Here is a 23,138-nt window from a genome sequence, read left to right as displayed (position 1 = left end):
TCCACCGGCAACCCGTATTCCGAAGGAGACAAGGATGTCCGTCACACCGCAACACAGCACGCCATTGAACGTCGCCGACGTCACCGTCGACGATCCCTTCTGGTCCGCCGAACAGCAGCTCGCCCGCACCGCCGTGATCCCCTACCAGTGGGAGGCTCTGAACGACCGCGTGCCCGGCGCGGACCCGAGCTACTGCATGCACAACTTCAAGGCCGCCGCCGCGCAGAACGCCAGCAAACGCACCGCCGAAAGCTCCGGCAAGCGGTTCGTGCCGCCCACCTACACCGACCGCGGCTTCAACGCGTTGCCCGAAGACCCCGCCAATCCAGATGCGGACAAATTCTACGGCTTCGTGTTCCAAGACACCGACTTCTCCAAGTGGATCGAAGCCGTGGGTTACACGCTGGCCACCCATCCCGACCCCGAACTCGAGCGCACCGCCGACGAGGCCATCGACATCGTCTGCGCCGCCCAACTCGACAACGGCTATCTCGACACCTACTACATCCTCAACGGCATGGACCGCCACTTCACCAACTTAAAGGACCACCATGAGCTGTACTGCCTGGGGCACCTTATCGAAGGCGCGGTCGCCTACTATCAGGGCACCGGCAAAGACAAGCTGCTCAAGGCCGCCGCCCGCTTCGCCGACTACGTGGCCTCCCGCTTCGGCACTGAAGAGGGCAAGCTGCGCGGATACCCCGGCCATGAGATCGCCGAAATGGCGCTGATCCGACTGGCTGAGGCCACGGGCGAGCGCAGATACGCCGATCTGGCCGAATATTTCGTGCGCGAGCGCGGCGCGTCCCCGCTGTACTTCGAGCAGGAAGACCGGGCGCGCGCCGCCCATGACGGCAATGCGTACCAGCCGAACGAGGATATGCCGCTGCCGTACGCCTACTATCAGGCGCACCAGCCGGTGTCCGACCAGCATGAGGCCGTCGGCCATGCCGTTCGCGCCACCTACTTCTATTCCGGCGTGGCCGATGTGGCGCGTCTGACCGACGCGAGCGACCTGACCGACGCGGTCGACAAGCTCTGGCGCAACATCGTCGACAAGAAGCTCTATATCACCGGCGGCATCGGCGGCACCCGCCACGGCGAGGCCTTCTCCTACGACTACGACCTGCCCAACGATCTAGCCTATTCGGAGACCTGCGCCGCGATCGCGCTGGCCTTCTTCGCGCGCCGCATGCTGCAGATCCGCGCCAAAGGCGAGTATGCGGACGTGATGGAGCGCGCGCTGTACAACACCGTGCTGGCCGGCATGGCCCTCGACGGCAAAAGCTTCTTCTACGTGAACCCGCTGGAGGTGCGCCCCGAGGCCGCGCTTAACCGCGACCGCAACTTCGAACACGTCAAGCCGGTGCGCCAGAAGTGGTTCGGCTGCGCCTGCTGCCCGCCGAACATCACCCGTATCGTCAGCTCGATCCAGCAGTACGCCTACACGTTGGGCGAGGACGGCGCCACGCTGTACACACACTTGTACATGGGCGGCCGCGCGCGGTTCGACTTCGCCGGCGCGGCGATGGAACTGGACGTCGAAGCCGCGATGCCGTGGAGCGGCGAGGGCAAGGCGACCGTCCATCTTGATCGCGCGGCGAGCGGCACGTTGGCCTTCCGTCTGCCCGCATGGGCCGGCGACGAGGCCGCCGGGGCCGCCGTGGTGACGGCGAGTGGCGAGAATGATGGACGCGTCAAGCGCGAGATTCGAGACGGATACCTCTATCTGACCGGCGAATGGCATGACGGCGATGTGGTCGCCTTCGCGTTCCCTATGCCGGTGGTGCCGGTGGCCGCCAACCCGCGCGTGGGCGAGAACATCGGCAAAGTCGCCTTCGTGCGCGGGCCGATCACCTTCTGCGCAGAAGGCGTCGATAACGGCGAAGGGCTGGGCCGTCTGCATGTGGACATGTCCCGTTTGGGCGAGGCCGTGGCCGAGACGTTCACGATGCATGCCGGATTCGACGAAAGCCGCACCGACGGCAGCGAGCGTACGGGTGTGGTGGATCCGGTGGATTGGGATATGGTCAGACTGACCGTTCCCGGCTGGCGCGAGCCCGTCGAGCCCGACGTCGCGGACGATGCGCCCGTTGACGCGCCGCGCACGCCCCTGTACCGCCGTTTCGACCCGACCTGTGCGTCGGATCGCCAGCCGGCCGACATCACGCTGATTCCGTATTTCGCGTGGGCCAACCGCGGCCTGACCGAAATGCGCGTCTGGCTGAATCTGTAAGATTTCACGGCCATCCCGAGTGGAGTTTGTCATTCCGGGCGGAGTGCCACCCGCCCGTCATCCCGAGCGAAGTCGAGGGATCTCTTATGCATGGGCTGGAGATCCCTCGACTTCGCTGCGCTCCGCTCGGGATGACGGGTGGGTTGGGATGGTCCCGTTGGAATGACGGGTGGGTTGGGATGGTTCCGTCGGGATGACGGGTGGGGTGGGATGTTCCGTTGGAATGACGGGGTGGATGCTCCTCTCGGGATGGCGAACGCTACCATGGAGGCATGGAATTCGTAACCGCACGCGTCGACTCACCGGTGCAATTTCTGTCGATAGGACATTTTGTGTCGGGGCCGGGATGGCGGCATATGCGGCGCACGATGGACAGCTTCGAGCTGATCGTCGTGCGCCGGGGCGTATTACCGATCCGGGTGGGGGAGTCCGGCCTGCTGATTCGCGAAGGTGAGATGGCGCTGATTCCCGCCGGCGTGGAGCATGCCGGCACCGAGTCCATCACCGCGCCTCTTGAATTCGTGTGGATGCATTTCCGTTTCGCCGATGGTGCCGATGAGGACGCCGGCGTTTGGTCGCTCGCCTCCAAGCCGTCGCCTGACGACCGGTGCGTGTCATTGCCGCTATATAGCGCGGTGGGTGATGCGGGGCGTCTTGCCGTGATGTCCAACCAGCTGCTCGACCTGTTCTCACAGGCGGACTCCCGCCCCAACGCCTACTGCTCGTATTGCGCCACCGGCCTGCTGTTGGAGATCACCATGCAGATGCGCCAACGTTGCGCGATTACGCAGGGCGGTGGCTTACAGGCCGCCGAGCCCGTCGAAGATAGTGGTGACGGTGGTGAAAACGTTGCCGTTGCGGCGGCGGAGAGCGTTGCGTCCGCGGAATCCCGCGAACGGCGTGTGCGCGGGTCGTTGCGGTCGGTGCATTCATGGATTCGTGCCAACGCTTTTGAAGACATCTCCGTGGCCGACGTGGCCGCGCGCTTCCATTATTCGCCGAGCTATCTGACGTCGCTATACCATCAGGCCTTTGGCATCGGCATCGTGGAGCAGATTGTGGAATATCGGGTCGATCGCGCCCGCGAACTGCTCTCCACCACCTCGTCGCCGGTCGCCGCCATCGCCGCCGAAGTGGGGTACGAGGATCCCAAGTATTTCATGCGGGTGTTCAAACGCCGCACCGGCCTGACCCCGACGCAATACCGCGCCGCCTTCCCCGCGCGGCTTTACAACACCGTGTAGTACGGTGGTTGCAACGATTTAACCACTTTGGAGTCGAGGGCGACGGTAATTCGCCGTTTTGGTGTCGCAGCATGGGCGGAATGGTTAAATCGTTGTTTTTGACGGTCTCTCGTCTCAATCGAAACGTTGTGGATGTTGGCTTTGACTCGTTGACGTGCGCCGATTTGTGTTAACTTGTATATACAGGTATGATGTGTTTGTATCCAATGAGGGATGAGCAAGACACGCACAAGGAGGTGGCCATGTCGAGTTATACGCGGACCGAGCAATTGGAACGCGAAATCGCTTCGCAGATCGCGGACGGCACCCTTAAACCGGGCGAAAAGATCATGTCGGAAACCGAACTGGCGGAACGGTTCAACGTTTCGAGAGGCACTGTGCGGCGCGCGTTGGAAATGCTCAAACAACGGCGACTGATCGAGACGAGGGCTGGTTCGGGCAGTTATGTGGCCTTCCACGGGCGCGATCTCGAAGACGGCGACGGGTGGACCAGCGCGTCCGTGTCATCCGGCGTGCCTACCTCGACGAAGGTGCTGTCCATCGCATTGGTCGAACGTCCCGTCGAACTCGCCGACGAACCTGCCGAGTCCGACATGTTCTACAAAGTCGAACGCTGCCGCATGTTCCATTCGATGCCGATCTCGCATGAGACGTCGTATCTGCCCGCCACCCGCGCCATGCGCGAGGTGATGGACGGCGGACTGGTAGAGGGATCCGTCTCGCGTACGATGCGTGCCGCGGGCATGTCGCCGTTCAGCGGCAGTGTGGATGTCTCGGCGGAACGTCTTGGCGAGGAGGTCGGCGAGGCGATGGGGCAGTCGCCGCAGACCGTGTTTCTGATGTCGGAACGCAAAAGCTATGGGGCGGGCGGCACTCTGGTCGAATACGTGCGTTCCTATCTCGACCCCGGACATTTCACCATGCACATATCGATTGGAGGAAAGCAATAATGGCCGACAACACCAGGTCTTGCGACCTTATCGACCGAGCGCGCGGCGCACTCAGCGGACTGGCGATCGGAGATGCCTTGGGCATGCCCACGCAAAGCATGTCCGCGCAGGACATCGCGCAGGCCTACGGCGGACCGGTCGTCGATTTTCTTGATTCGGTGGACTGGCAGCCCATCGCCCCGAGCATGCGCGCCGGCTCCGTCACCGACGACACCGAACAGGCGTTTTTGCTGGCGGAGCGTCTGATCGCCGACGGGGGAGAGCTCGACGTGCTCGCCTACGCGCGCGACCTGCTGCGTTGGGAGGAGGGCATGAAAGCCAAAGGCTCCTTCGACCTGCTCGGTCCCTCCACCAAAGCCGCTCTGGAAGCGTTGGGACGTGGCGTGCCGCCCGAGGAAACCGGGCGGACGGGCACCACCAACGGAGGCGCGATGCGCGCCGCTCCGGTCGGCATCGCCTTCGCGCCTTCGACCTCGCTGGCCGAAGCGGCGCGCCGTTCCTGCATCGTGACGCATAACACCGTACAAGGCATCGATGCCACGACGTTGGTCGCCGCGGCCGTCAGCTACGGCATGGAAGGTGCCGGCGTGCGCAAGGCGTTGCATACGGCCGTCGACTTCACCTCACGGCAGGAACGCGTCGGCTGCTGGTCGGCCAAAGCCTCGGTGTTGGAACGCACACGCTATGTGCTGGATTGGGCCGAACATGCGGGTGCCGGGCTTGATGACGAGGATTTCATGGAGACGCTGCGCGCGTTGAACGGCACCAGCGTCGAAGCCAATGAATCGGTGCCCGCCGCGTTCGCCATCACATGCCGTTACGCCGATGCCCCGTTCGCGGCGCTGTGCGCGTCCGTATCCATCGGAGGAGACACCGACACCATCGCGGCGATGTCCGGCGCGATACTTGGCGCATGCCTGGGACCCGATGCGTTCGGCGAATCACGCCGAACCTTGGTCGAGCGGGTCAACGCGTTGCCTACCGACGCCGTGGCCGCCGGTCTTGTGTCGTTGCGTGAAAGGGGTGCGTGATGAGCGATCCCACCGTGATTTCCCTCGGGCAGATCATCGTCGATATGACGATGCGGGTCGAGCAGGTGCCGCGGGCCGGCGAGGACGTGTTCGCGCAGGATGTGTCCACCCAAGTCGGAGCCAGCTACAACATGCTGCATGCGGTGAGACAGATGGGTGTTTCCGCGTGTCACGGCGCGGTGCTGGGCACCGGGGCGTGGAGCGATCTGATCGCGCGGACGCTGCATGCGGACGGCATTGACCATATCGGCGTGCGCGTGGAGGACGAGGATTGCGGATTCTGCATCGCGCTCACCGACGCGCAGGCCGAACGCACATTCGTCTCCACAAGGGGAGCCGAAGCGCACGCGCCCCTTGACGCGTTCGACGGCATCGAACCGAACGACGGCGATGTCGTGTATATCAGCGGATACACGCTGGTCCATCGCACCGCCCAGGCGTTGCTGCGATTCCTCACCCGTACGAGATCGCACCGTTTCACCGCCATCTTCGACGTGTCTCCGATGCTCGAGCAAGTCGATGACGTGCTGCTCGACGCGCTGGTGGGCTACCGGCCAATCTGGTCATGCAACGAACGCGAGGCCGATATCGTCGTGCGCCGTCTGCGTCTGCCCGACTCCCTACCGGACAGACGGGAACGGTACGCCTCGCTGGCGGACGCGCTCGACGCGATCGTGATCGTGCGTACCGGCGCCGAAGGCGCGTGGGTGTGCCGGCCGGACGGCGAGTGCGAACTGGTGGACGGATTCCCCGTCACTCCGGTGGACACCAACGGCGCGGGCGACTGCCACACCGGCGTGCTGTGCGCGCAGCTGGCGCAAGGCGAGCCCCTATCCCATGCCGTGCGCATCGCCAACGCGGCCGCCTCCATCGCGGTCACACGGCGCGGCCCAGCCACTTGCCCGACGCGCGACGAGACAGAACAACTCATGCGTTCGCCATACGACAAGGCGAACACGTCCGGACATACGAAAGGCGTTCAATAACATCCGTCAACCGACGGATATCGCGATCAATACCCTCGATTAATCCATATACCGATGAAGTAAGGAGGCCATTGTGGCCAAGGAAACAGAGAAAAGCTCGGCCCTCGCCGTTGAGGAGCAGGGCATCGACATCATCGCCGAATCCGAACGCAAAGGCAAACCATCAAGCCTCTTCTGGCCATGGTTCGCGGCGAATATCTCCGTGCTGGCGATGTCGTACGGCGCATGGGCGCTCGGTTTCGGCATCTCCTTCTGGCAGGCGGGCATCGCCGCCTGCGTCGGCGTGGTCGCCTCGTTCCTGCTGGTCGGCATCATTTCGATCGCCGGCAAGCGTGGCAACGCGCCCACCATGGTCATCACCCGTGCCATCTTCGGCGTCGAAGGCGCCAAAGTGCCCGCGGCCATGTCATGGATCGCCACGCTCGGCTGGGAGATCTCGTTGACCACCACCGCCGTGCTGGCGATGTCGTCGACCATCGAGGCGATCGGCCTGGGATCGGGCGCCGCGCCGAAGATCGTCTCGACGATCATCGTCGTCGGACTGGTCGTCGTCGCCGGCGTGTTCGGCTACGATCTCATCATGCGCTGCCAGCAGGTCATCACCATCGTCACCGGCATCGTCACCGTCGGCTTCTTCATCCTGGCATGGGGCAACATCGATTTCTCCGCCATCGGATCGGCGCCCGCCGGCAATCTGCCGGCCGTGCTCGGATGCTGCTTCTTCGTGATGACCGGATTCGGCCTCGGCTGGGTGAACATCGCCGCCGACTATTCGCGCTACCTTCCGCGCAAATCCTCCAACGGCGGCATCGTGTTCTGGACCACCTTCGGCGCCTCCATCGCCAACGTGTTCCTCATCTCCTACGGCCTGCTGCTCGCCATCTCGAACTCCGACCTCTCCGAGAAGGTCGGCCTCGACCCCGTGGGCGCCATGGCCTCCATCCTGCCGACCTGGTACCTCGTGCCGTTCACGCTGGTCGCCGTGCTGGGACTGATGTCCGGCGCCATCATGGACAACTACTCCAACGGCCTGGCCCTGCTGAGCTTCGGCGTCAAGCTGCCGCGCACCGCGGCCGCCGCACTGACCGCCGTGCTCACCGTGATCGGCGTGGTGTACGTGACCTTCTTCTCCGACACGTTCATCGGACCGTTCCAAGGCTTCCTCATCACCCTTGGCGTGCCCATGGCCGTCTGGGCCGGCATGTTCGTGGGCGACGTGCTCATGCGCAAGCGCGACTACGCTTCCGACGACCTCTACAACCCCTCGGGCCGCTATGGCACTTGGAACGTCAAGGCGCTCGCCATCCTCGCGGTCGGCACCATCATCGGCTGGGGACTTGTGGTGAACACCGCCGCCAGCTGGCTGACTTGGCAGGGATACTTCCTGGCCCTGTTCGGCGGCAAGGACGGCGTGTGGGCCTCGGCCAACCTCGGCGTGATCGTGGCGCTGCTGATCGGCCTGCTAGGAGCGCTGATTCTTCAGCGTGGCGATGTGGCCAAGCAGGAGTCCCTCGACTCCGACGCCACCGCCGAAATCTGAGCGACGACGCCCTCACAGCAATCCGCATACGGATAAACCGACAAGGAGTGGAAATGGTCGACAATGACGAATGGCTGGTGGTCATCGACCGCCAGAAGGTGTTCGCGCAAAGCGAATGGTCCACTTGGGCCTGCGCGGACGGCACCTACTACGACACCGACGAGGCCTTTGTCAAACTGGCCGAAGCCTACGGCGAACGTGTGGTCTACACGCGGTACGTGGCTCCGGACGAGCCTCGGGACGCTTGGGTGGAGTATTTCAAGGATTGGCCGCAGTTCCTCGTGCCGCCCGACGATCCGATGTACGACTTCACCGACGAGACGGACCTTCTGGCCAAAGGCCACCCGGTGGTGACGAAAACGACCTTCGGCAAGTGGGGAGAGGAACTCGCCCAAGCGATCGGCGGTGCCAAGAAGATCGCGTTGTGCGGCGTGGCCACCGACTGCTGTGTGATGCTCACGGCCCTGGCCGCCGCGGACGACGGCGTTGCCGTGCGTCTGGTGGCCGACGCCTGCGCCGGCAGCACGCCGGATAACCAGCGGCTGGCCCTTGAGGCGATGGGCCTGTTCTCCCCGCTGATCACCGTGACCGATTCGGCCGCGATTCTCGGCTGATCGCCCAAACGACCGCGGCGCCATGCCACCGCTCCTCGGACCGTACCCTACGGGACGGGGAAACCGGTGGCATGACGCCGCGGTCGTGGGCGCACGCCGTCGGATGATAGGCTGAACACAGCGAAAGGGGAGTGATGGACATGACTTCCGACGCTGGAACCATACGAGGGTATACCGAGGCCGACGAGGAACGGTGGGCCTATGAGCCGCCGAAATCCAAAAGCCGCACCGCGTTCGAACGCGACCGCGCCCGACTCATCCACTCATCCGCATTGCGCCGGTTGGGCGCGAAAAGCCAGGTATTGGTCGCCGGGACCGACGACTTCGCCCGCACACGCCTGACCCACACGTTGGAGGTCGCCCAAATCGGTCGACAGATCGGCGCGATGCTCGGCTGCGACCCGGACGTGGTCGACACCGCCTGCCTGGCGCACGACCTTGGCCACCCGCCCTTCGGACACAACGGCGAGAAGGCGCTCGCCGGCATCGCCCGCGATATCGGCGGCTTCGAAGGCAACGCGCAGACCTTACGCATCCTGACCCGGCTGGAACCCAAAGTCTGTCATGAGGACGGCCGCTCCGCCGGCGTGAACCTCACCCGAGCGTCGCTCGACGCCGCCGTCAAATATCCATGGACCTACGCCGAAGCCATGCGGGACAATCCCGGCGGGCGAAGCGTGAAGTTCTGCGTCTATCCGGACGACGAGCCCGTGTTCCGCTGGCTGAAAACCGGCGCCCTGCCGCGCGTCAAACCTATGGAATGCCAGGTGATGGACCTGGCCGACGACATCGCCTATTCGGTGCACGACGTGGAGGACGCCATCGCCACCGGCGCCTTCAACCCGATCGTGCTGGCCGACCCGCGCGTGCTGGACCGCATCATCGAGGAGACCCGCCAATGGTACGGCGAGAAGTGGGATGCCGACGAACTGGTCGCGGCTTTCGAACGTCTGCAAAAGGAGCGCATGTTCCCGGCGCATTTCAACGGTTCTCGATCCGCCCTGGCCCAACTGAAGAACATCACCAGCGATTTGATCGGACGTTTCTGCCACTCGGTGGAGGAGACCACCCGCGAGGTCTACGGCGCGGGTCCGCTCACCCGCTATTCGGCGCATGTGGTGATCCCCGAGCGGACCAGCTACGAGATCATGGCGCTTAAAGGCGTCGCCGTGCATTTCGTGATGGCGCCGCGCGAACAGGAGCCCTTCCACCAGCGCGAGCTCGCCATCGTGGAGGATCTGGTCGACGTGCTGATGAACGACGCCCCGCGGGCCTCCGACGTGTTGGAAAGCCAATTCCTCGCCGACTGGAACGAGGCGACCAACGACGGCGAACGACTGCGTGTCGCCGTGGATCAGGTGGCTTCGTTGACCGACAGCTCCGCCCTCGCGCTCCATTCGATTCTGTGCTGACGGTAGTCTGGATGACTATGGCCGGAATGATTCTGAAAGAGGATGTGGAGAAGGTGCGCGCGACCGCGGACCTCTACGACATCGTATCCGCATCCGTTACGCTACGGCCTTCCGGCACCGGCACCTATGTGGGCCTATGCCCCTTCCACGACGAGAAAACCGGCAGCTTCAACGTGCGCCCCAACCTCGGGGTATGGCATTGCTTCGGCTGCGGACTCGGCGGCGACGTGTTCAAATACGTCGAGAGGCAGGAGAACATCGACTTCCGTGGCGCGGTCGAGCTGCTCGCCGACCGCTACCATATCGAACTGCACTACGAGCAGAACGGTCCCGCCCGACCCGAGCACGCCGGTTCGAAGCGCACGCGTCTGCTGGAGGCGAACGAGGAGGCGCAGCGCTTCTTCGTCTCGCAGATCATGAGCAAGGAGGCGCTCACCGCGCGCAAGCTCCTTGGCGGGCGCAACTTCACCCAGGCCGACTGCGAGCGTTTCGGCTGCGGCTACGCCCCCCAAGGCTGGGACAATCTCGTGCGCCATCTGGCCGGCAAGGGCTTCACCCAACAGGAGATGCTCGACGCGGGACTCGCGCGCCAAGGCCAGCGGGGCATCTACGACTACTTCCGAGGCCGCGTGACCTGGCCGATCCGCGACTCCACCGGACGCACGCTCGGCTTCGGCGCGCGCAAACTGTATGACGACGACCAGATTGCCGCGAAATACATCAACACCCCCGACACGCAGCTCTACCGCAAAACGCAGGTGCTGTACGGCATCGACCTGGCCAAGGCCGCGATCGTGAAAAAACGCCAGGTGGTGATCGTCGAAGGCTACACCGATGTGATGGCCATGCATCTGGCCGGCATCGACACCGCCGTCGCCACCTGCGGCACCGCGTTCGGCATGGAGCATGCGAAAATCGTGCGCCGCTTGATCGCCGACGACTCGTTGGGCGGCATCCAGCTCATCGGCCCGCTGAAAGTGGAGGGGCAGGCCCTCAGCTCGCGCATCGTATTCACCTTCGACGGCGACGCCGCCGGACAGAAGGCCGCCCTGCACGCCTTCGGCCTCGATTCGGCGTTTCTCTCACAGACTTTCGTGGCCGTGGCCGACGACAACCTCGACCCGTGCGATCTGCGTATCGAACGCGGCAACGAGGCGGTGCGCTCGCTGATCGCCCACGCCAAGCCCCTGTTCGACTTCGTGATCGACGCGGCGATCAATCGTTTCGACACCACCTACGCCACCGGGCAGATGGGCGCGGTGAAGGCCGCGGCCCCGCTGATCGCGCAGATCCGCGACCGTTCGCTGGTGGACCTCTACACCCGCAAGGCCACGCGGCGCATCGGCGTGGACCTCGACATCATGCGCCGGGAGGTGAACGCCGCACGCGCCCAGCTCAGCGTGCGCGATGACGACGCCTACGCCCCCAAACGGCGTTTCGGCGCTTCGGGCGGCGCGAACGGCGCGGGCAACGGCATGGCCGCCGCGGACGGGGCGCATCGCGGCGAGCAAGGACGCAACCCCTACGACGATCCGGCGCGACGCCGGGCGCTGGAACATCGTGACGCCTCCGAACAGACGTATTTCCGCATCGACGACGCGGTGTTCATCGCCGAACAGCAATTCATGGCCATGCTGATCCAAGTGCCGCGCGCCATCGACCGGGAGATGTTCGCCTGTCTTACGCTCGCCAACTTCATGACTCCGGTGTTCCGCACGCTGTTCCAGGCGATCGCCGCGGCCGGTGACCTGCCCAGCGACGACACCCCGCAGGGCTTGTGGATGCATAATCTCACCAAGGCCGGCGGTCCGATGCTGGAATCGACGATCAACGAGCTGGCCGTCATGCCGCTGCCCCTGCCGGAATCCGACAGGCAGGGCGAGCCGCCGGCAGGCACCCAGCCGGGCGGTGCCGCCGCCGCGCAGCTCAAGCCCGCCAGCAAAGAGGAGAGGCGTTACGCCGCCGAGCTCATCGCCAAACTGCTCGACATGGGGCTGATGCGGCGGATTGGCGCGGCCAAACGGAAGATGGCCGCGCTGCCCGACGGCGAGGAGAAAATCGCCCTGCTCGGCGAAATCACCCGCATGGAAACCGACCGCAAGGACCTGCAATCGCAGATCTATAACAGCGGCGTCTGAAATCCTTCGACTGCGCCTTCCGCCTGGTCTGATCAACGTCGTTCCAGTCGGGGATGCCTGCGCCTCGCTGCGATTCGCTGCGCTACGTTCAGCATGACGTTGATGCGTGATCGATGTCATCCCGAGCGTAGTCGAGGGATCTCCAAACAGGGTCGCTCCGCCGCTCTACCGCTCAGCCGAGCTGGGAGAGCAGAACGGGAAGCTCCGCCATTGTGTCGATGACGGCGTCGGCGCCTGCGGTGAGGAACGCGTCACGGGCCGCGTCACGGGCGGACTGACGATCGGCGGGGGAGAGCGCTTCGAATTCGGCCTCGCTCAATCCCATCTGGGAACTGCCCTCGGTCACGGCTATGGTGAAGCATCCGGCGGCCTTGCCTTCCCTGACGTCGGAGATTGTGTCGCCCACTTTGGCCACGCGGCGCATATCGGGCAGCCGCAGCGCGCGCATGTTCGCGAACACCATATACGGGTAGGGGCGGCCGAATCCGTCGGTGGAATCCGGCGTGATCCAACAGTCGGGCGCATAGCCCTGCTCGGCGGCCTTCGGTGCCACGATGGCCATCATCGAGTCGGTGAAGCCGGTGGTCGAGCCGATGCGCAGCCCCTGCTCCCGCAGCGACGCGACCGCGTCGAGCACGCCCGGCTTGGGGTCGGCGTAGTGGTCGAGGATGGACAGCAGCTTCGGCTCGTACACCGCGTACATGGCGTCCACATCCGCGTCGGTGGGAGCGGAACCGGCATGCGCCGCCTTCCACTGGCCCGACAGACGTTCGCCGGCGAGCATGGTTTTGATATGGTCCCATTTGAGCATGCCCATCGGGGCGCGCGTCTCATCCATGGTGGGATCCATGCCGAATTCGCGGAAGGTCTCCTGGAACGCGGCGACGGGGGCGAAACAGCCGTAGTCCACGGTGGTGCCCGCCCAATCGAAGATCACGGCGTCGAAACGGGAAATCATAGTGAGGTGGCTCCTTGTCTATCGAATGAAAATGAATGATGCGGCCGTGCGGCGCGTCAGGCGGCGAGCTTGACGTTGTCGGGGGCCTCGGCCTTGATGTCGGCACCGGCGGCGTCCATGCGGGCCAACGCCTCGGCGAGGTCGGCGGCACCGCAGGCCGCCTCGAGCAGGCCGCGCGCGTCCATGTATTCGGCGAACAGCGTGGTGACCCGTTCGATGTCGTCGACGTAGATCTCGCCGATATTGCCCAGTCGGAACGTCTCCTCGTCGGTGAGCTTGCCGGGGTAGATCGCGTAGCCGCGTTCCTTGATGAACGCGTACATGTCGGCGAAGTCGAAATCCGCGCCTTCGGGGTAGAGGAAGGTGGTGATGATCGGCCCCTGATGATCCATCAGGTACGTGGAGAATCCGAGCTTCGCCATACGGGCGATAATCAGACGGTTGTTGAGCGCGTAGCGGGCGGCGCGCGCCGGCAGTCCGCCTTTGGCGCGCATCTCGTCCAAGGCCTTGGCGAAGGCGAGCACCACATGCGTCGGCGAGGTGTAGCGCCACTTGCCCTGGCCGTCCTCAAGACCGCGCCACTGGTCGTACAGGTCGAGCGACAGGCTGCGGGCCTTGCCCCGAGAGGCCTCGAGCGCGTCGCGGTTGGCGATGATGAAGCTGAATCCCGGCACGCCTTGGATGCATTTGTTCGCGGAGCTGACCAGAAAATCAATGCCCCACTCCTCGACGGGGATGTCCACGCCGCCGAACGAGCTCATCGCGTCCACGATGACGGTCCGGGCGCGCGATTTGGCCACGCGGGCCACGTCTTCGATGTCATTGAGCAGGCCGGAGGTGGTCTCCGAATGAATCATCGACACGTGGGTGATGGTGGGGTCGGCGTCCAGCAGTTCGGCCACGCGTGCCGCGCTGGGGATACAGTCGTAAGGTTCCGCGTAGCGCACGTACCGCACTCCCGCGTGCTCGCAGATCTTCACCTGACGGTCGCCGTACGCGCCGTTGGTGCACAGCAGCACTTTCTCGTCCTTGCCGACCACCGAGGTGATCACGCTTTCCACACCGAAGGTGCCGGAGCCCTGCATCAGCACGGCGGTGTAATGCGAGGGGTCGCAGTGGGCGAGTTCGACCAGTTCCGCGCGGATGCGCTGGGTGATGGCCTTGTAGTCGTCGTCCCACGTGCAATGGTCGAACAGCATCTGCTCCTTGACCGTGCGGGTGGTGGTCAGCGGTCCGGGGGTGAGCAGTTTGTAGTCGTTCATGGGGGTTCTCCTTATGGTTGGTTCAGAGGTGGATTGATGGGTTGAGAGGTTGATGGATGCGTGGATCGGCGGAAGCGACGGTTCGTCTATTGTTCGGCGGCGCGTTTGCATGCGGCCGAGAAGTCCTGGTGCCGTTGCAGCAGGTCGACGCTCAATGCCTCGGGGAAGGTCTTCGGATTGGGCGATCCGCCGGCCGGCGCCTGTTCGCCCACGTACAGCGGCGTCGGATACGTCTCCAACAGTTCGCCGCGCGCTTGGTCGACCATGACCGCGGCCATGGCCTGCGCTTTGGGATTGGTGTCGTCGCCTTTGTCGAGCACCGCCACCGATTCGGTGATCGTGTAGTTGCCCTCGCTGGGATCGACCACCTCGATCGGCAATCCGTCGCGCTGGTCGGCCACAGCCTGATGGCGCAGTCCGAAGCCGATGACCGCCTCGCCGGCGCGCACGGATTTCAACGGGCCGGATCCCGATTGTTCCAGATGAGGGCCCGCGTTGCGGTAGATCGCGGCGAGGATGCGCTTGCCCTCGTCGCCGGTGCCGTAGGCGTCGGCGATCGCCTGCACCATCAGCCAGCCGGTTGAGGATCCTTCCATATCGGGCACGGCGATCAGTCCCTCGTATTGCGGATCGGCCAGATCGGCCAGGCTGGTCGGCGCGTCGACTCCGGCTTCCGCCAACGCGGTGGTGTTGATGAAGATCGCTCCCTCCTGCGCGGTGACCGGACGCCGCCAATCAGGGGCCTTCGAATTCTCGCTGTCGCCGAGCGGCTTGCTGGTGACCTCGGTCAGGTCGGCGAACATGTGGTTGCGTTCCTGCGCCGAATCGATGTAGTAGGAGCTCATCGTGACCACATCGGCCTCCAGCGCCCTGCCTTCGGCCAGCATCTTGCCGCCGAGTTCGGAGGTGCCGAAGGACTGGATGATGTACTGGTCCTTATAGCCGTTGCCATCCAACGCATGCTGGAAGGCTTCCACCGCCTCGTCGTCGGCGTTCGTGTAGATCACCACCTGACCGTCCGCGGTGGCCGTGCCGGAGAAGGCGCCGCATCCGAACGCGACGAGCAGCACGGCGAGCGTGCCCGCCAACGCTCCGGTGGCGCCGCGGCGGATGCGGCCGCCGGTCGCCGCCAGCCATGTTCGCAATCCCGCCGACATGTCAGCGCGGGCCGCCGATGCGACCGTGATCGCGGACGCGGCCGTGACGCGGCGTTTGCGGGTGAGCAGCGCGACCAGGCCTTTGACGGCCAGATTGGTGGCGAGGATGAGCAGCGACAGCGTGAAGATCTCATCGAACTGCGCCAGATGCTGCAAGGCGGAGATCTTCGTGGTGATGACCTGCGTATGCGCGCCGGTCAGGAACACGACCGCGGAGATCGTGACCATCGCGTTGACGAAGTAGTAACCGAACGCCTGCAGAATCGTCGGCGCCGCGTTCGGCGTGACCACGCGTACGATCGTCTTGGCCCAGTTGTCGCCCATCAGACGGGCGGTGGTCTCCCATGAGCCGTTCATTTTGGACAGGGAATCCTTGATCATCTGATAGGGCGTGGCGAAGTAGTGCACCACATTCGCGATGATGAGGATCCAGAACGTGTTCTGCAGTCCGGTGCCGGAGAAGGCGAACAGGAACGCGATGCCGAGCACCATGCCGGGCAAGGTGTTGACCACCGCCGAGACGGAGTCCACGGCGCGTTTCGCCCAGACGGGCAGTTTCGAACGCGAGGAGACCAAGGCGGCCGCGTAGGCGAACAGGCATCCGATAAGCGCGGTCATAACCGCGACATACAGCGAGTTGACGAACACCTGCGTGAGTTCGGAGTCCCCGAACAACGCGGTGATACGGCCAAGCGTGAACCCGGTGTCGAAGGGCCATTCGTTGACGAAGGGGATAAGCGCGATCACGACGAACAGGCTCAGCATGGCGGCCAGCGTCGCCACCGAGGCCAGGGCGCACGCCCAGTCACGACGGCGGCCTTTGGGAGGATCGACCGGTGAGACCTTCGTATAGCGGATCGAGAAACGTTCGAGCACGGTCATCAACGTGACGGAGATGATCGAGGGGACGAGCATGAACACGGCGATGACCGCGCCGCGGTTGAAGTTCGGGATGGAGCCGAGCATCTGGTTGAACAGGGTCATGGCGAGCACGTCATAGGTGCCTCCGAGCGAGGTGGGGATGCCGTAGTCGGTGAAGCTCAGGAAGAACGCCTGGATGAACGCGGTCGCCAGCGTGCCGATCAGCGGACGCACGATGGTGTTCAGGAACGTCGTTACGGGAGGGTCGCCCATGATATGCGAGACGATGACGAACTTCTTGTCCACGAATCGGAAACCGTTGTGGATGAGCAGGAAGCAGGTCGGCAGCGTGTAGACCACATAGCCGATCAGCAGTCCGTTGAATCCGTAGATGTCGAATGGCTGCCATCCCAGAAGCCGGGTGATGAGGCCCTGCTTGCCGAACGAGTAGATGATGGCGAAGCCGTAGGTGATGGTCGGCAGCAGCATCGGCACCTGCGTGAGCAGCGTGATGGCCCGTTTGAGCCAGCCGGGCACGTTGGTGCAGTTGACCGTGTAGGCCAGCAGGAACGCGAGCAGCACGGCCAGTGCGGCCGATGCGGCGGACACCTTCAGCGAGTTGAGCGTCGACGCGGCGAATTCGGGTTGGGAGACCACCGACGTCCAATTCGCCAACGTGGCCGCTCCCTCGCCGTTTTGGAACGAGGTGATGGCGACCAGCGCCATCGGCGCGATGAGGAAGCAGCCGAAGGCGACGGCGACGACCGCGAACAGCGTCCACAGCTCGGTCTGTTTGGGCGCGCGGGGGCGGCGTTCGTAATTGACGACGTCGGGGCGGATGTTGGGCAGCTGCCTGCCGGCCCGGATGGATTCGACGGACATCTCACGCCTCCTGTGCCGCGGCGTCAAGAGGCCGCGCGCCGTCGTCGCTGAACAGCGAGTAGATGTTGTTGCGTTTGACCTCCAGCTGGCGCAGGATGAACGAGCGGACGAAATCGCTCGCCGGATGTTCGAGGATGTTCTCCGGGGTGTCATATTGCGCGATGTGGCCTCCGTTGAGGATGAGCACGCGGTCGCTCATCGTGCACGCCTCCTCCGGATCGTGCGTGACCATGATCGTCGTGAGCCGGTATTGCTCGACGATCTGCGCGATTTTGGCTTTGATCGACTCCTTGATCACGCCGTCGAGGGCGGCGAGCGGCTCGTCGAGCAGCAGCAGCCGGGGCTTCATCACCAGCGTGCGGGCCAACGCCACGCGCTGCTTCTGTCCGCCCGATAATTCGTCGATCCGCTTGTCCAGATGCTCTTCGAGACCGAGCAGTCCGATCAGTTCGCGGATCTCATCCGCGGTCGAGACGCCCGGATGGTTGCGCAGACCGTAGGTGATGTTCTCATAGGCGTTGAGGTTGGGAAACAGCGCGTAGTCCTGGAACACGATGTTGAAGCCGCGCTTCTCCATCGGCACGTCGGTCAGATCCTCGCCGTCGAGCAGGAGACGGCCGGAGGTCGCGTCGGTGATGCCGAGCACGATGTTGAGCAGGGTGGTTTTGCCGCCGCCCGAGGGGCCGAGGATCGACATGATCTGGCCGTCATCCAGCGTCAGGCTGATGTCGTCGAGCACGCGTGCGTCCCCAAACGACTTGGAGATGTTCTTCAGTTCGAGCATGGTTCTCATTTCTTGACGATGCGCCACGTCTTCCCGACGTGGAGGACAGGTGTCGCCGGACGATCCGGCGTGGGCGTCGGCCCGATACCATCGTCGCCCCGCGGACTGGCGTATGGTGCCGGATTGGGGGAAAGCCATGGGAAATGAATGTGAACAGCAAGCGAAACTACGTCGCTTTTATGAAGTTTTGTAGTTCTCTCTCGTCGAACGCATCCATCGGGCCGGCGGATGCGTTCGACGATTCCGGATGCGCTGCCTAGAGGCTGACCGCGCGGTCGCGGATCATGCGGCCCGACTCATCGAGCGCGGTGGAGAAACGGCCGTAGTCGCTGAGCAGCACGCCCATGTACAGCATGTCGACCAAAGCCACATCGGCCACGCGCGAGAAGATCGCGTTGCCATGGATCGTATGTTCGTTGGTGCCGGTGAGCAGCGTGATGTCGGCCGTCGCCGCAAGCGGGGAGGAAGGGGTGTTCGTCACGGCGATGGTTTTCGCTCCCGCCGACTTCGCCAGACGCAGCGCCGCGACCGTGTCCGCCGAGGTTCCCGAATGCGAGATCGCGACCGCCACCGCGTCCTGTGGCAGATGCCCCGCGCCGATATGCTGCAAGTAGGCGTCCGTGTTGAGACGGCAGGGCAATCCCAGATAGGACAGTTTGGTGAACAGGTCGGTGGCGGGCACCAGCGAATTCTCCACCGCATATACGTCGATGAGACTGGTCGTCCGCAACGCGGCGCATGTTTTGCGAAAGGCCGTGATGTCAAGCGCCCGGCGCAGCTCGTCGATCACGGCGGAGATGCCGACCATGGCCTTGGCCGGCACCTCGTCGGGGCTGTCCCATGGATTGATGTCGAACCCCGACAGCGGGTCGAAGGTCACGCGATGCTCGGCCTCCGGATGGCGCAGCGCGTAGCGCAGCTCACGGTATCCTCCGAATCCGAGTTTGCGGGCGAACCGGATCACCGTCGGCTGGCTCACATGCGCGGCGTCGGCCAGCTGTCCCACCGTCAGTTCCGCCGCCTGCGCGATATGGTTCCGCACGTAGGAGGCGGCCGCCCGTTCCGCAGGACGCAGATTCGGGTACACATGGTCGATGCGTTCACGAATGCCCGTCAGGGTGTGCATGATGCCGACTCCTCATCCACGATCTATGAACGGACGGCCTTATCCGCGCCGTTGTGCCCACCAGCGTAGAGTCCTCAGGTATGCGCGGGAAGGATGATGGGCGACGTGCGGGTGACACGCACATGAACGCCTCGTGAATTTGCCTCCCGTCGTCCCTACAATGGGCGCATGGTGAGGATTTGTGTGGGTGATGCGACGCATCCGGTCAGCGATCGACTCTATGGCGTGTTCTTCGAGGACATCAACCTGTCCGCGGATGGCGGACTCAACGCCAATATGGTGAACAACTACAGTTTCGACGGCGTGTATCTCGACCATCACACGCTGCGTCTGGCCGGAGGCGAGCGTTGGCGCACCCAGGCCGATCCCTTGCGGTTCTGGCGGTTCGAAGGCTGCGCGGCGACCAGCTGCGGCAGTGAGATCCGCGGCGAGCATGGCCAGCGCGTGCCCACCGACTGCCCGGCGCCGCCCCTGCACCGCCACAGCCGGTACGCGCGGGTGAGCGTGCCCGCCGGTGCCAACGCGGCGACGGCCGCCCGCATCGAAAACCTCGGATACAACGGCGGCGGCGCGTATGCCGGGCGCTGCGCGATGGCGGTTCAGCCCGGCCGGCTCTATGAATTCGCGGCATGGGTGCGCCCCGTGACGGGAGAAGCGACGCTGCGCGTATGCGTGGTCGACCGGTACGGGCTGCCGCTGACGGACGTGGGGGACATCCGTTGCGACGCGGGATCCGGACGGGATGCGGATGCGCGTGTGGACGCGCGTGTGGACGCGAGTTCCGTGGCCGACGCCCGCGTGACGAAAGGCACCGGCGGCTGGCGGCATGTGCGGTTCACGTTGCGCGGAGTGGGCGGCGATTACGGCAAGCTGCGCATCGATATCGTGAACGGTGCGGCCTGCGAGTTCGATCTCGACTGCGTCGAACTGATGGACGCGGAGTATTGGGGCGCGGGCGACCCCAAATGGCGTCACGGCAAGCTCAGGCGCGATATGGTCGAATCGATCGCCGCGCTGAAGCCGGCATTCCTGCGCTTCCCCGGAGGATGCATCGTCGAAGGCGTGACCCCGGGCAACGAATACCGATGGAAGGACACCGTGGGCGCATTGGCCGCCCGCCGCCAGCAATACTCCATCTGGGCGTTCAAAACGCCGGACGGCTCCAGCTATTCGCAAAGCTATCAGATTGGTTTTTACGAATACTTCTGCCTCTGCGAGGACCTGGGCGCCAAGCCATTGCCCACCCTGTTCGCCGGCATCGCCTGCCAGTCGCCCGGCCGCGACCCCAGACACATGCCCACCGACGCGCGGGCCTTCCGGAGCAACGTGGTACAGGACTACCTCGACCTGATCGAATTCGCCAACGGCGATCCCGACACCAGCGCATGGGCTGCGGTAAGGCGCGATATGGGGCATCCCGAACCGTTCGGCCTGGATATGGTGGGCGTGGGCAACGAGAACTTCGGCCCGGACTATCTGGAGAAATTCGACATCATCTCGCGGGCCATCCACGAACGGTACCCCGATATGCTGTGCGTGATGAGCGCTGGCCTGTTCCCCTTCAAGCCCACGATGCGACGCAGCTGGGAGCACGCGCGGCGGATCGCCGACCAGCCGACCGGCCCCGCGGCGAGCGGTTCGGCCCGGATCGCGACTGCGCAAGAGGGGCTCGCCGACGACGTCGCCCCGCGCGACGGACACCGGGGATGCGACGGCGGCCTGCTCCCCGCCATCGGCTCGGCCACCGGCGACGCGGTGATCGTGGACGAGCACTCCTACCATTCCCCCGAATGGTTCATCGCCCAGGCCACGCGCTTCGACGGGTATCCGCGCGACGGCGCGGGCGTCTACTTCGGCGAATACTCGGCCAACGGCTACTTCGCCGGGCAGCCGCAGAAGCCCGAAACGGCGAACACCTGGCGGACCGCGCTCGCCGAAGCCGCCTTCCTCACCGGTTGCGAACGCAATTCGGATGTGGTGCGCATGACCTCCTACGCGCCGTTGTTCGCCCACGCCACCGCCAAAGGCTGGGAGCAGAATCTCATCGAATTCAACGCGTCGCACATGATGCCATCCGTGAACTACGAGATGGCGCGTCTGTTCGCCGGGCGCTTGGGCGCGACCGCCTATGCGTGCGAGGTCGGCGACGTCGTCGGCGGGGGAGACGAGCGCCCGTCCGGTCCGGTGGACATGCGGCCGCAGCGCGACCTGTTCGTCTCGGCCACCGGCGACGATCCCTCGGCGCGGGAGGGCACGACGTTCGTGCGGTATATCAAAATGGTGAACACTGGCGCGCGGAGCATCAACGCGACTTTGGACGTGTCCCGCGGACTGCGCGCGTTGGGCGCGAAGCCCGCGACGGCGGAGGGCGACGATGCGGAACGGAACGCGGCCACTGGACCGACGCGCGGAACCCTGCTGGAGATCGATGTGCTTCACGCCGATCCGGGCGATCGCAACACCTTGGGGTACGAGGGCGAAGGGCACGGCCTGCTGTCCCACACGCATCATGAGTCGCGTCTGGCGGCGAACGCCGGGAAACTCGCGGTGAGCCTGCGCCCGTATAGCGTCACCGTCGTCACATTGCGCGGTTGAGACGACGCCGTCCGGTCGGTGTCGGAAAGCAACGGGCAGTAGGGGTGAGGCGGTGTCCTTCAGCGGAGTCGTCGGAAAACAGCACGCCGAAACTACGTAGCTTGGCGTATGGGCTCGTAAGATATGGAGTGCTTTACCGACACTCCATGGAGGGTTGATGCGCCAGCTGCTGCTCAAGGTGGTCAAGAACGAGACCATCCTCATTATCGCCGCCATCCTCGCGTTGATCTCATGCTTCATCGTGCCGCCGGACGCCGAATACGCGGACTACGTGCACGCCAGCACCATCCTGCAGCTCGTCTGCCTGATGCTGGTGGTGTGCGGTCTGCAGCGCATCGGCGTGTTCCGCTTCATCGGATCGCGCCTGCTGCACAGGGTCAGCACCGCCCGCGGGCTGATCATCACGCTGGTTTCGCTCACCTTCTTCTCCGCGATGCTGATCACCAACGACGTGGCGTTGGTCACGTTCATCCCCTTCGCCATCGCCGTGCTCACCATGGCCGACATGGAGGACCGCGTGGTTCTTGTGGCCACGCTGATGACCATCGGCGCGAACGTGGGCAGCATGCTCACCCCGATCGGCAACGCGCACAACCTGTATTTGAAGGCCCTCACCGGCATGCCCTCGCTGGAGATGATCGGCATCATGGCTCCGTATTCCGCCACCGCGGCGGCGCTGCTGCTCGTCGTGATCTTCTTCGCCTTCGGCCGCCAGCCGGTCGACGAGTTCCGATCCCTCGACGGCGCGGGCATCGAGCAGGGCGTGCTCGCCCCCGAACCCGACAAGCCCCAGCCCGATGAGATCCGCATCACCGGCTACGGTGCGGGCTACGGCGGTTGGCGCACCATCGTCTACGCGGCGCTGTTCCTCGTCTGTCTGCTGGCCGTCAGCGACATCATCCCGCTGTGGGTGATGTGCGTGATCGTAATCGCCACCTTCCTGTTCACCGACCGCCGCGCCTTCCGCCATGTCGACTGGGGACTGCCGCTCACCTTCGTCATGTTCTTCATCTTCATCGGCAATATGAAGCGTGTGCCGGAGTTCTATACGCTCGCCGCCTCCCTGGTCAACGACCATCCGCTCGAGGTGGCCGTCGGCAGTAGCCAGATCATCAGCAACGTGCCGACCACGCTGCTGCTCTCCGGCTTCTGCGACCAGTGGCGCGAGCTCATCATCGGCACGAACCTCGGCGGCATGGGCACGCTGATCGCGTCCATGGCCTCCCTGGTCTCCTACAAGAACGTCACCAAGAAGTATCCGGACCGCAAAGGCCGGTATCTCGCCGTGTATTCGGCGGTGAACGTGCTGTTCCTCGTGGTGCTCGTGGGCTTGAGCTGGATCATCGAATAGATGTGATTTGC

At 64.5% G+C, this 23,138-nt stretch carries 16 protein-coding genes; 11 read left to right on the top strand and 5 right to left on the bottom strand.

The genetic code is table 11. The features are described 5' to 3' along the window. Positions 1-34: 34 nt before the first annotated feature. From BE0216_RS04425 to dnaG, 9 genes are all read left to right on the top strand, one after another. Positions 35-2,236: a glycoside hydrolase family 127 protein gene (locus BE0216_RS04425; protein WP_094636750.1), complete on the top strand. Its 2,202-nt coding sequence runs from the start codon at positions 35-37 to the stop codon at positions 2,234-2,236. Positions 2,237-2,508: 272 nt separating this feature from the next. Beyond that, complete coding sequence (locus BE0216_RS04420) at positions 2,509-3,480, top strand: AraC family transcriptional regulator (RefSeq protein ID WP_094636751.1); 972 nt, start codon at positions 2,509-2,511, stop codon at positions 3,478-3,480. A 242-nt stretch (positions 3,481-3,722) separates the two neighbouring features. After that, a complete protein-coding gene (locus tag BE0216_RS04415; protein ID WP_158217197.1) occupies positions 3,723-4,430 on the top strand; it encodes a GntR family transcriptional regulator in 708 nt (235 codons plus the stop codon). Continuing rightward, the gene (locus BE0216_RS04410; RefSeq protein ID WP_094636753.1) at positions 4,430-5,461 is read left to right on the top strand and encodes an ADP-ribosylglycohydrolase family protein; all 1,032 of its coding nucleotides are present in this window, start codon (positions 4,430-4,432) and stop codon (positions 5,459-5,461) included. Before BE0216_RS04415 ends, BE0216_RS04410 begins: the two co-directional genes overlap by 1 nt. Beyond that, positions 5,461-6,447, top strand: a complete 987-nt coding sequence (locus BE0216_RS04405) for a PfkB family carbohydrate kinase (RefSeq protein ID WP_094636754.1) — start codon at positions 5,461-5,463, stop codon at positions 6,445-6,447. Before BE0216_RS04410 ends, BE0216_RS04405 begins: the two co-directional genes overlap by 1 nt. Before the next feature lie 73 nt (positions 6,448-6,520). After that, positions 6,521-7,987 (top strand): purine-cytosine permease family protein, encoded by a 1,467-nt coding sequence (locus tag BE0216_RS04400; RefSeq protein WP_094636755.1) that lies wholly within the window; start codon positions 6,521-6,523, stop codon positions 7,985-7,987. A gap of 53 nt (positions 7,988-8,040) precedes the next feature. Next, positions 8,041-8,601, top strand: coding sequence for a cysteine hydrolase (locus tag BE0216_RS04395; protein ID WP_094636756.1), 561 nt, complete (start codon positions 8,041-8,043; stop codon positions 8,599-8,601). A 140-nt stretch (positions 8,602-8,741) separates the two neighbouring features. Next, positions 8,742-10,013, top strand: a complete 1,272-nt coding sequence (locus BE0216_RS04390; RefSeq protein WP_193042831.1) for a deoxyguanosinetriphosphate triphosphohydrolase — start codon at positions 8,742-8,744, stop codon at positions 10,011-10,013. A gap of 17 nt (positions 10,014-10,030) precedes the next feature. Further along, the gene (dnaG, locus tag BE0216_RS04385; protein ID WP_094636758.1) at positions 10,031-12,151 is read left to right on the top strand and encodes a DNA primase; all 2,121 of its coding nucleotides are present in this window, start codon (positions 10,031-10,033) and stop codon (positions 12,149-12,151) included. Positions 12,152-12,323: 172 nt separating this feature from the next. Here dnaG and phnX read toward each other — a convergent pair whose 3' ends face one another. The 5 genes from phnX to BE0216_RS04360 form a co-directional block, all read right to left on the bottom strand. Then, complete coding sequence (gene phnX / locus BE0216_RS04380; protein WP_094636759.1) at positions 12,324-13,109, bottom strand: phosphonoacetaldehyde hydrolase; 786 nt, start codon at positions 13,107-13,109, stop codon at positions 12,324-12,326. Between the two features lie 56 nt (positions 13,110-13,165). Further along, positions 13,166-14,371 (bottom strand): 2-aminoethylphosphonate--pyruvate transaminase, encoded by a 1,206-nt coding sequence (gene phnW, locus BE0216_RS04375; RefSeq protein ID WP_094636760.1) that lies wholly within the window; start codon positions 14,369-14,371, stop codon positions 13,166-13,168. Between the two features lie 86 nt (positions 14,372-14,457). Continuing rightward, positions 14,458-17,271 (bottom strand): extracellular solute-binding protein, encoded by a 2,814-nt coding sequence (locus BE0216_RS04370; protein ID WP_169714261.1) that lies wholly within the window; start codon positions 17,269-17,271, stop codon positions 14,458-14,460. A 1-nt stretch (position 17,272) separates the two neighbouring features. After that, positions 17,273-18,055, bottom strand: a complete 783-nt coding sequence (locus BE0216_RS04365) for an ABC transporter ATP-binding protein (RefSeq protein ID WP_094636761.1) — start codon at positions 18,053-18,055, stop codon at positions 17,273-17,275. Between the two features lie 256 nt (positions 18,056-18,311). Then, positions 18,312-19,181 (bottom strand): MurR/RpiR family transcriptional regulator, encoded by an 870-nt coding sequence (locus BE0216_RS04360; RefSeq protein WP_094636762.1) that lies wholly within the window; start codon positions 19,179-19,181, stop codon positions 18,312-18,314. A gap of 168 nt (positions 19,182-19,349) precedes the next feature. Here BE0216_RS04360 and BE0216_RS04355 point away from each other — a divergent pair, with 168 nt between their 5' ends. Together BE0216_RS04355 and BE0216_RS04350 are read left to right on the top strand one after the other, a co-directional pair. Continuing rightward, the gene (locus BE0216_RS04355; protein WP_094636763.1) at positions 19,350-21,776 is read left to right on the top strand and encodes an alpha-L-arabinofuranosidase C-terminal domain-containing protein; all 2,427 of its coding nucleotides are present in this window, start codon (positions 19,350-19,352) and stop codon (positions 21,774-21,776) included. A gap of 157 nt (positions 21,777-21,933) precedes the next feature. Next, positions 21,934-23,127, top strand: a complete 1,194-nt coding sequence (locus BE0216_RS04350) for an SLC13 family permease (RefSeq protein ID WP_094636764.1) — start codon at positions 21,934-21,936, stop codon at positions 23,125-23,127. Positions 23,128-23,138 lie beyond the last annotated feature (11 nt).

This window comes from Bifidobacterium eulemuris (genome assembly GCF_014898155.1).
GTDB classification, from domain to species: domain Bacteria; phylum Actinomycetota; class Actinomycetes; order Actinomycetales; family Bifidobacteriaceae; genus Bifidobacterium; species Bifidobacterium eulemuris.
The sequence above is the reverse complement of the archived record's forward strand: the minus strand, read 5'-3'. Positions and strand labels throughout refer to the sequence as shown.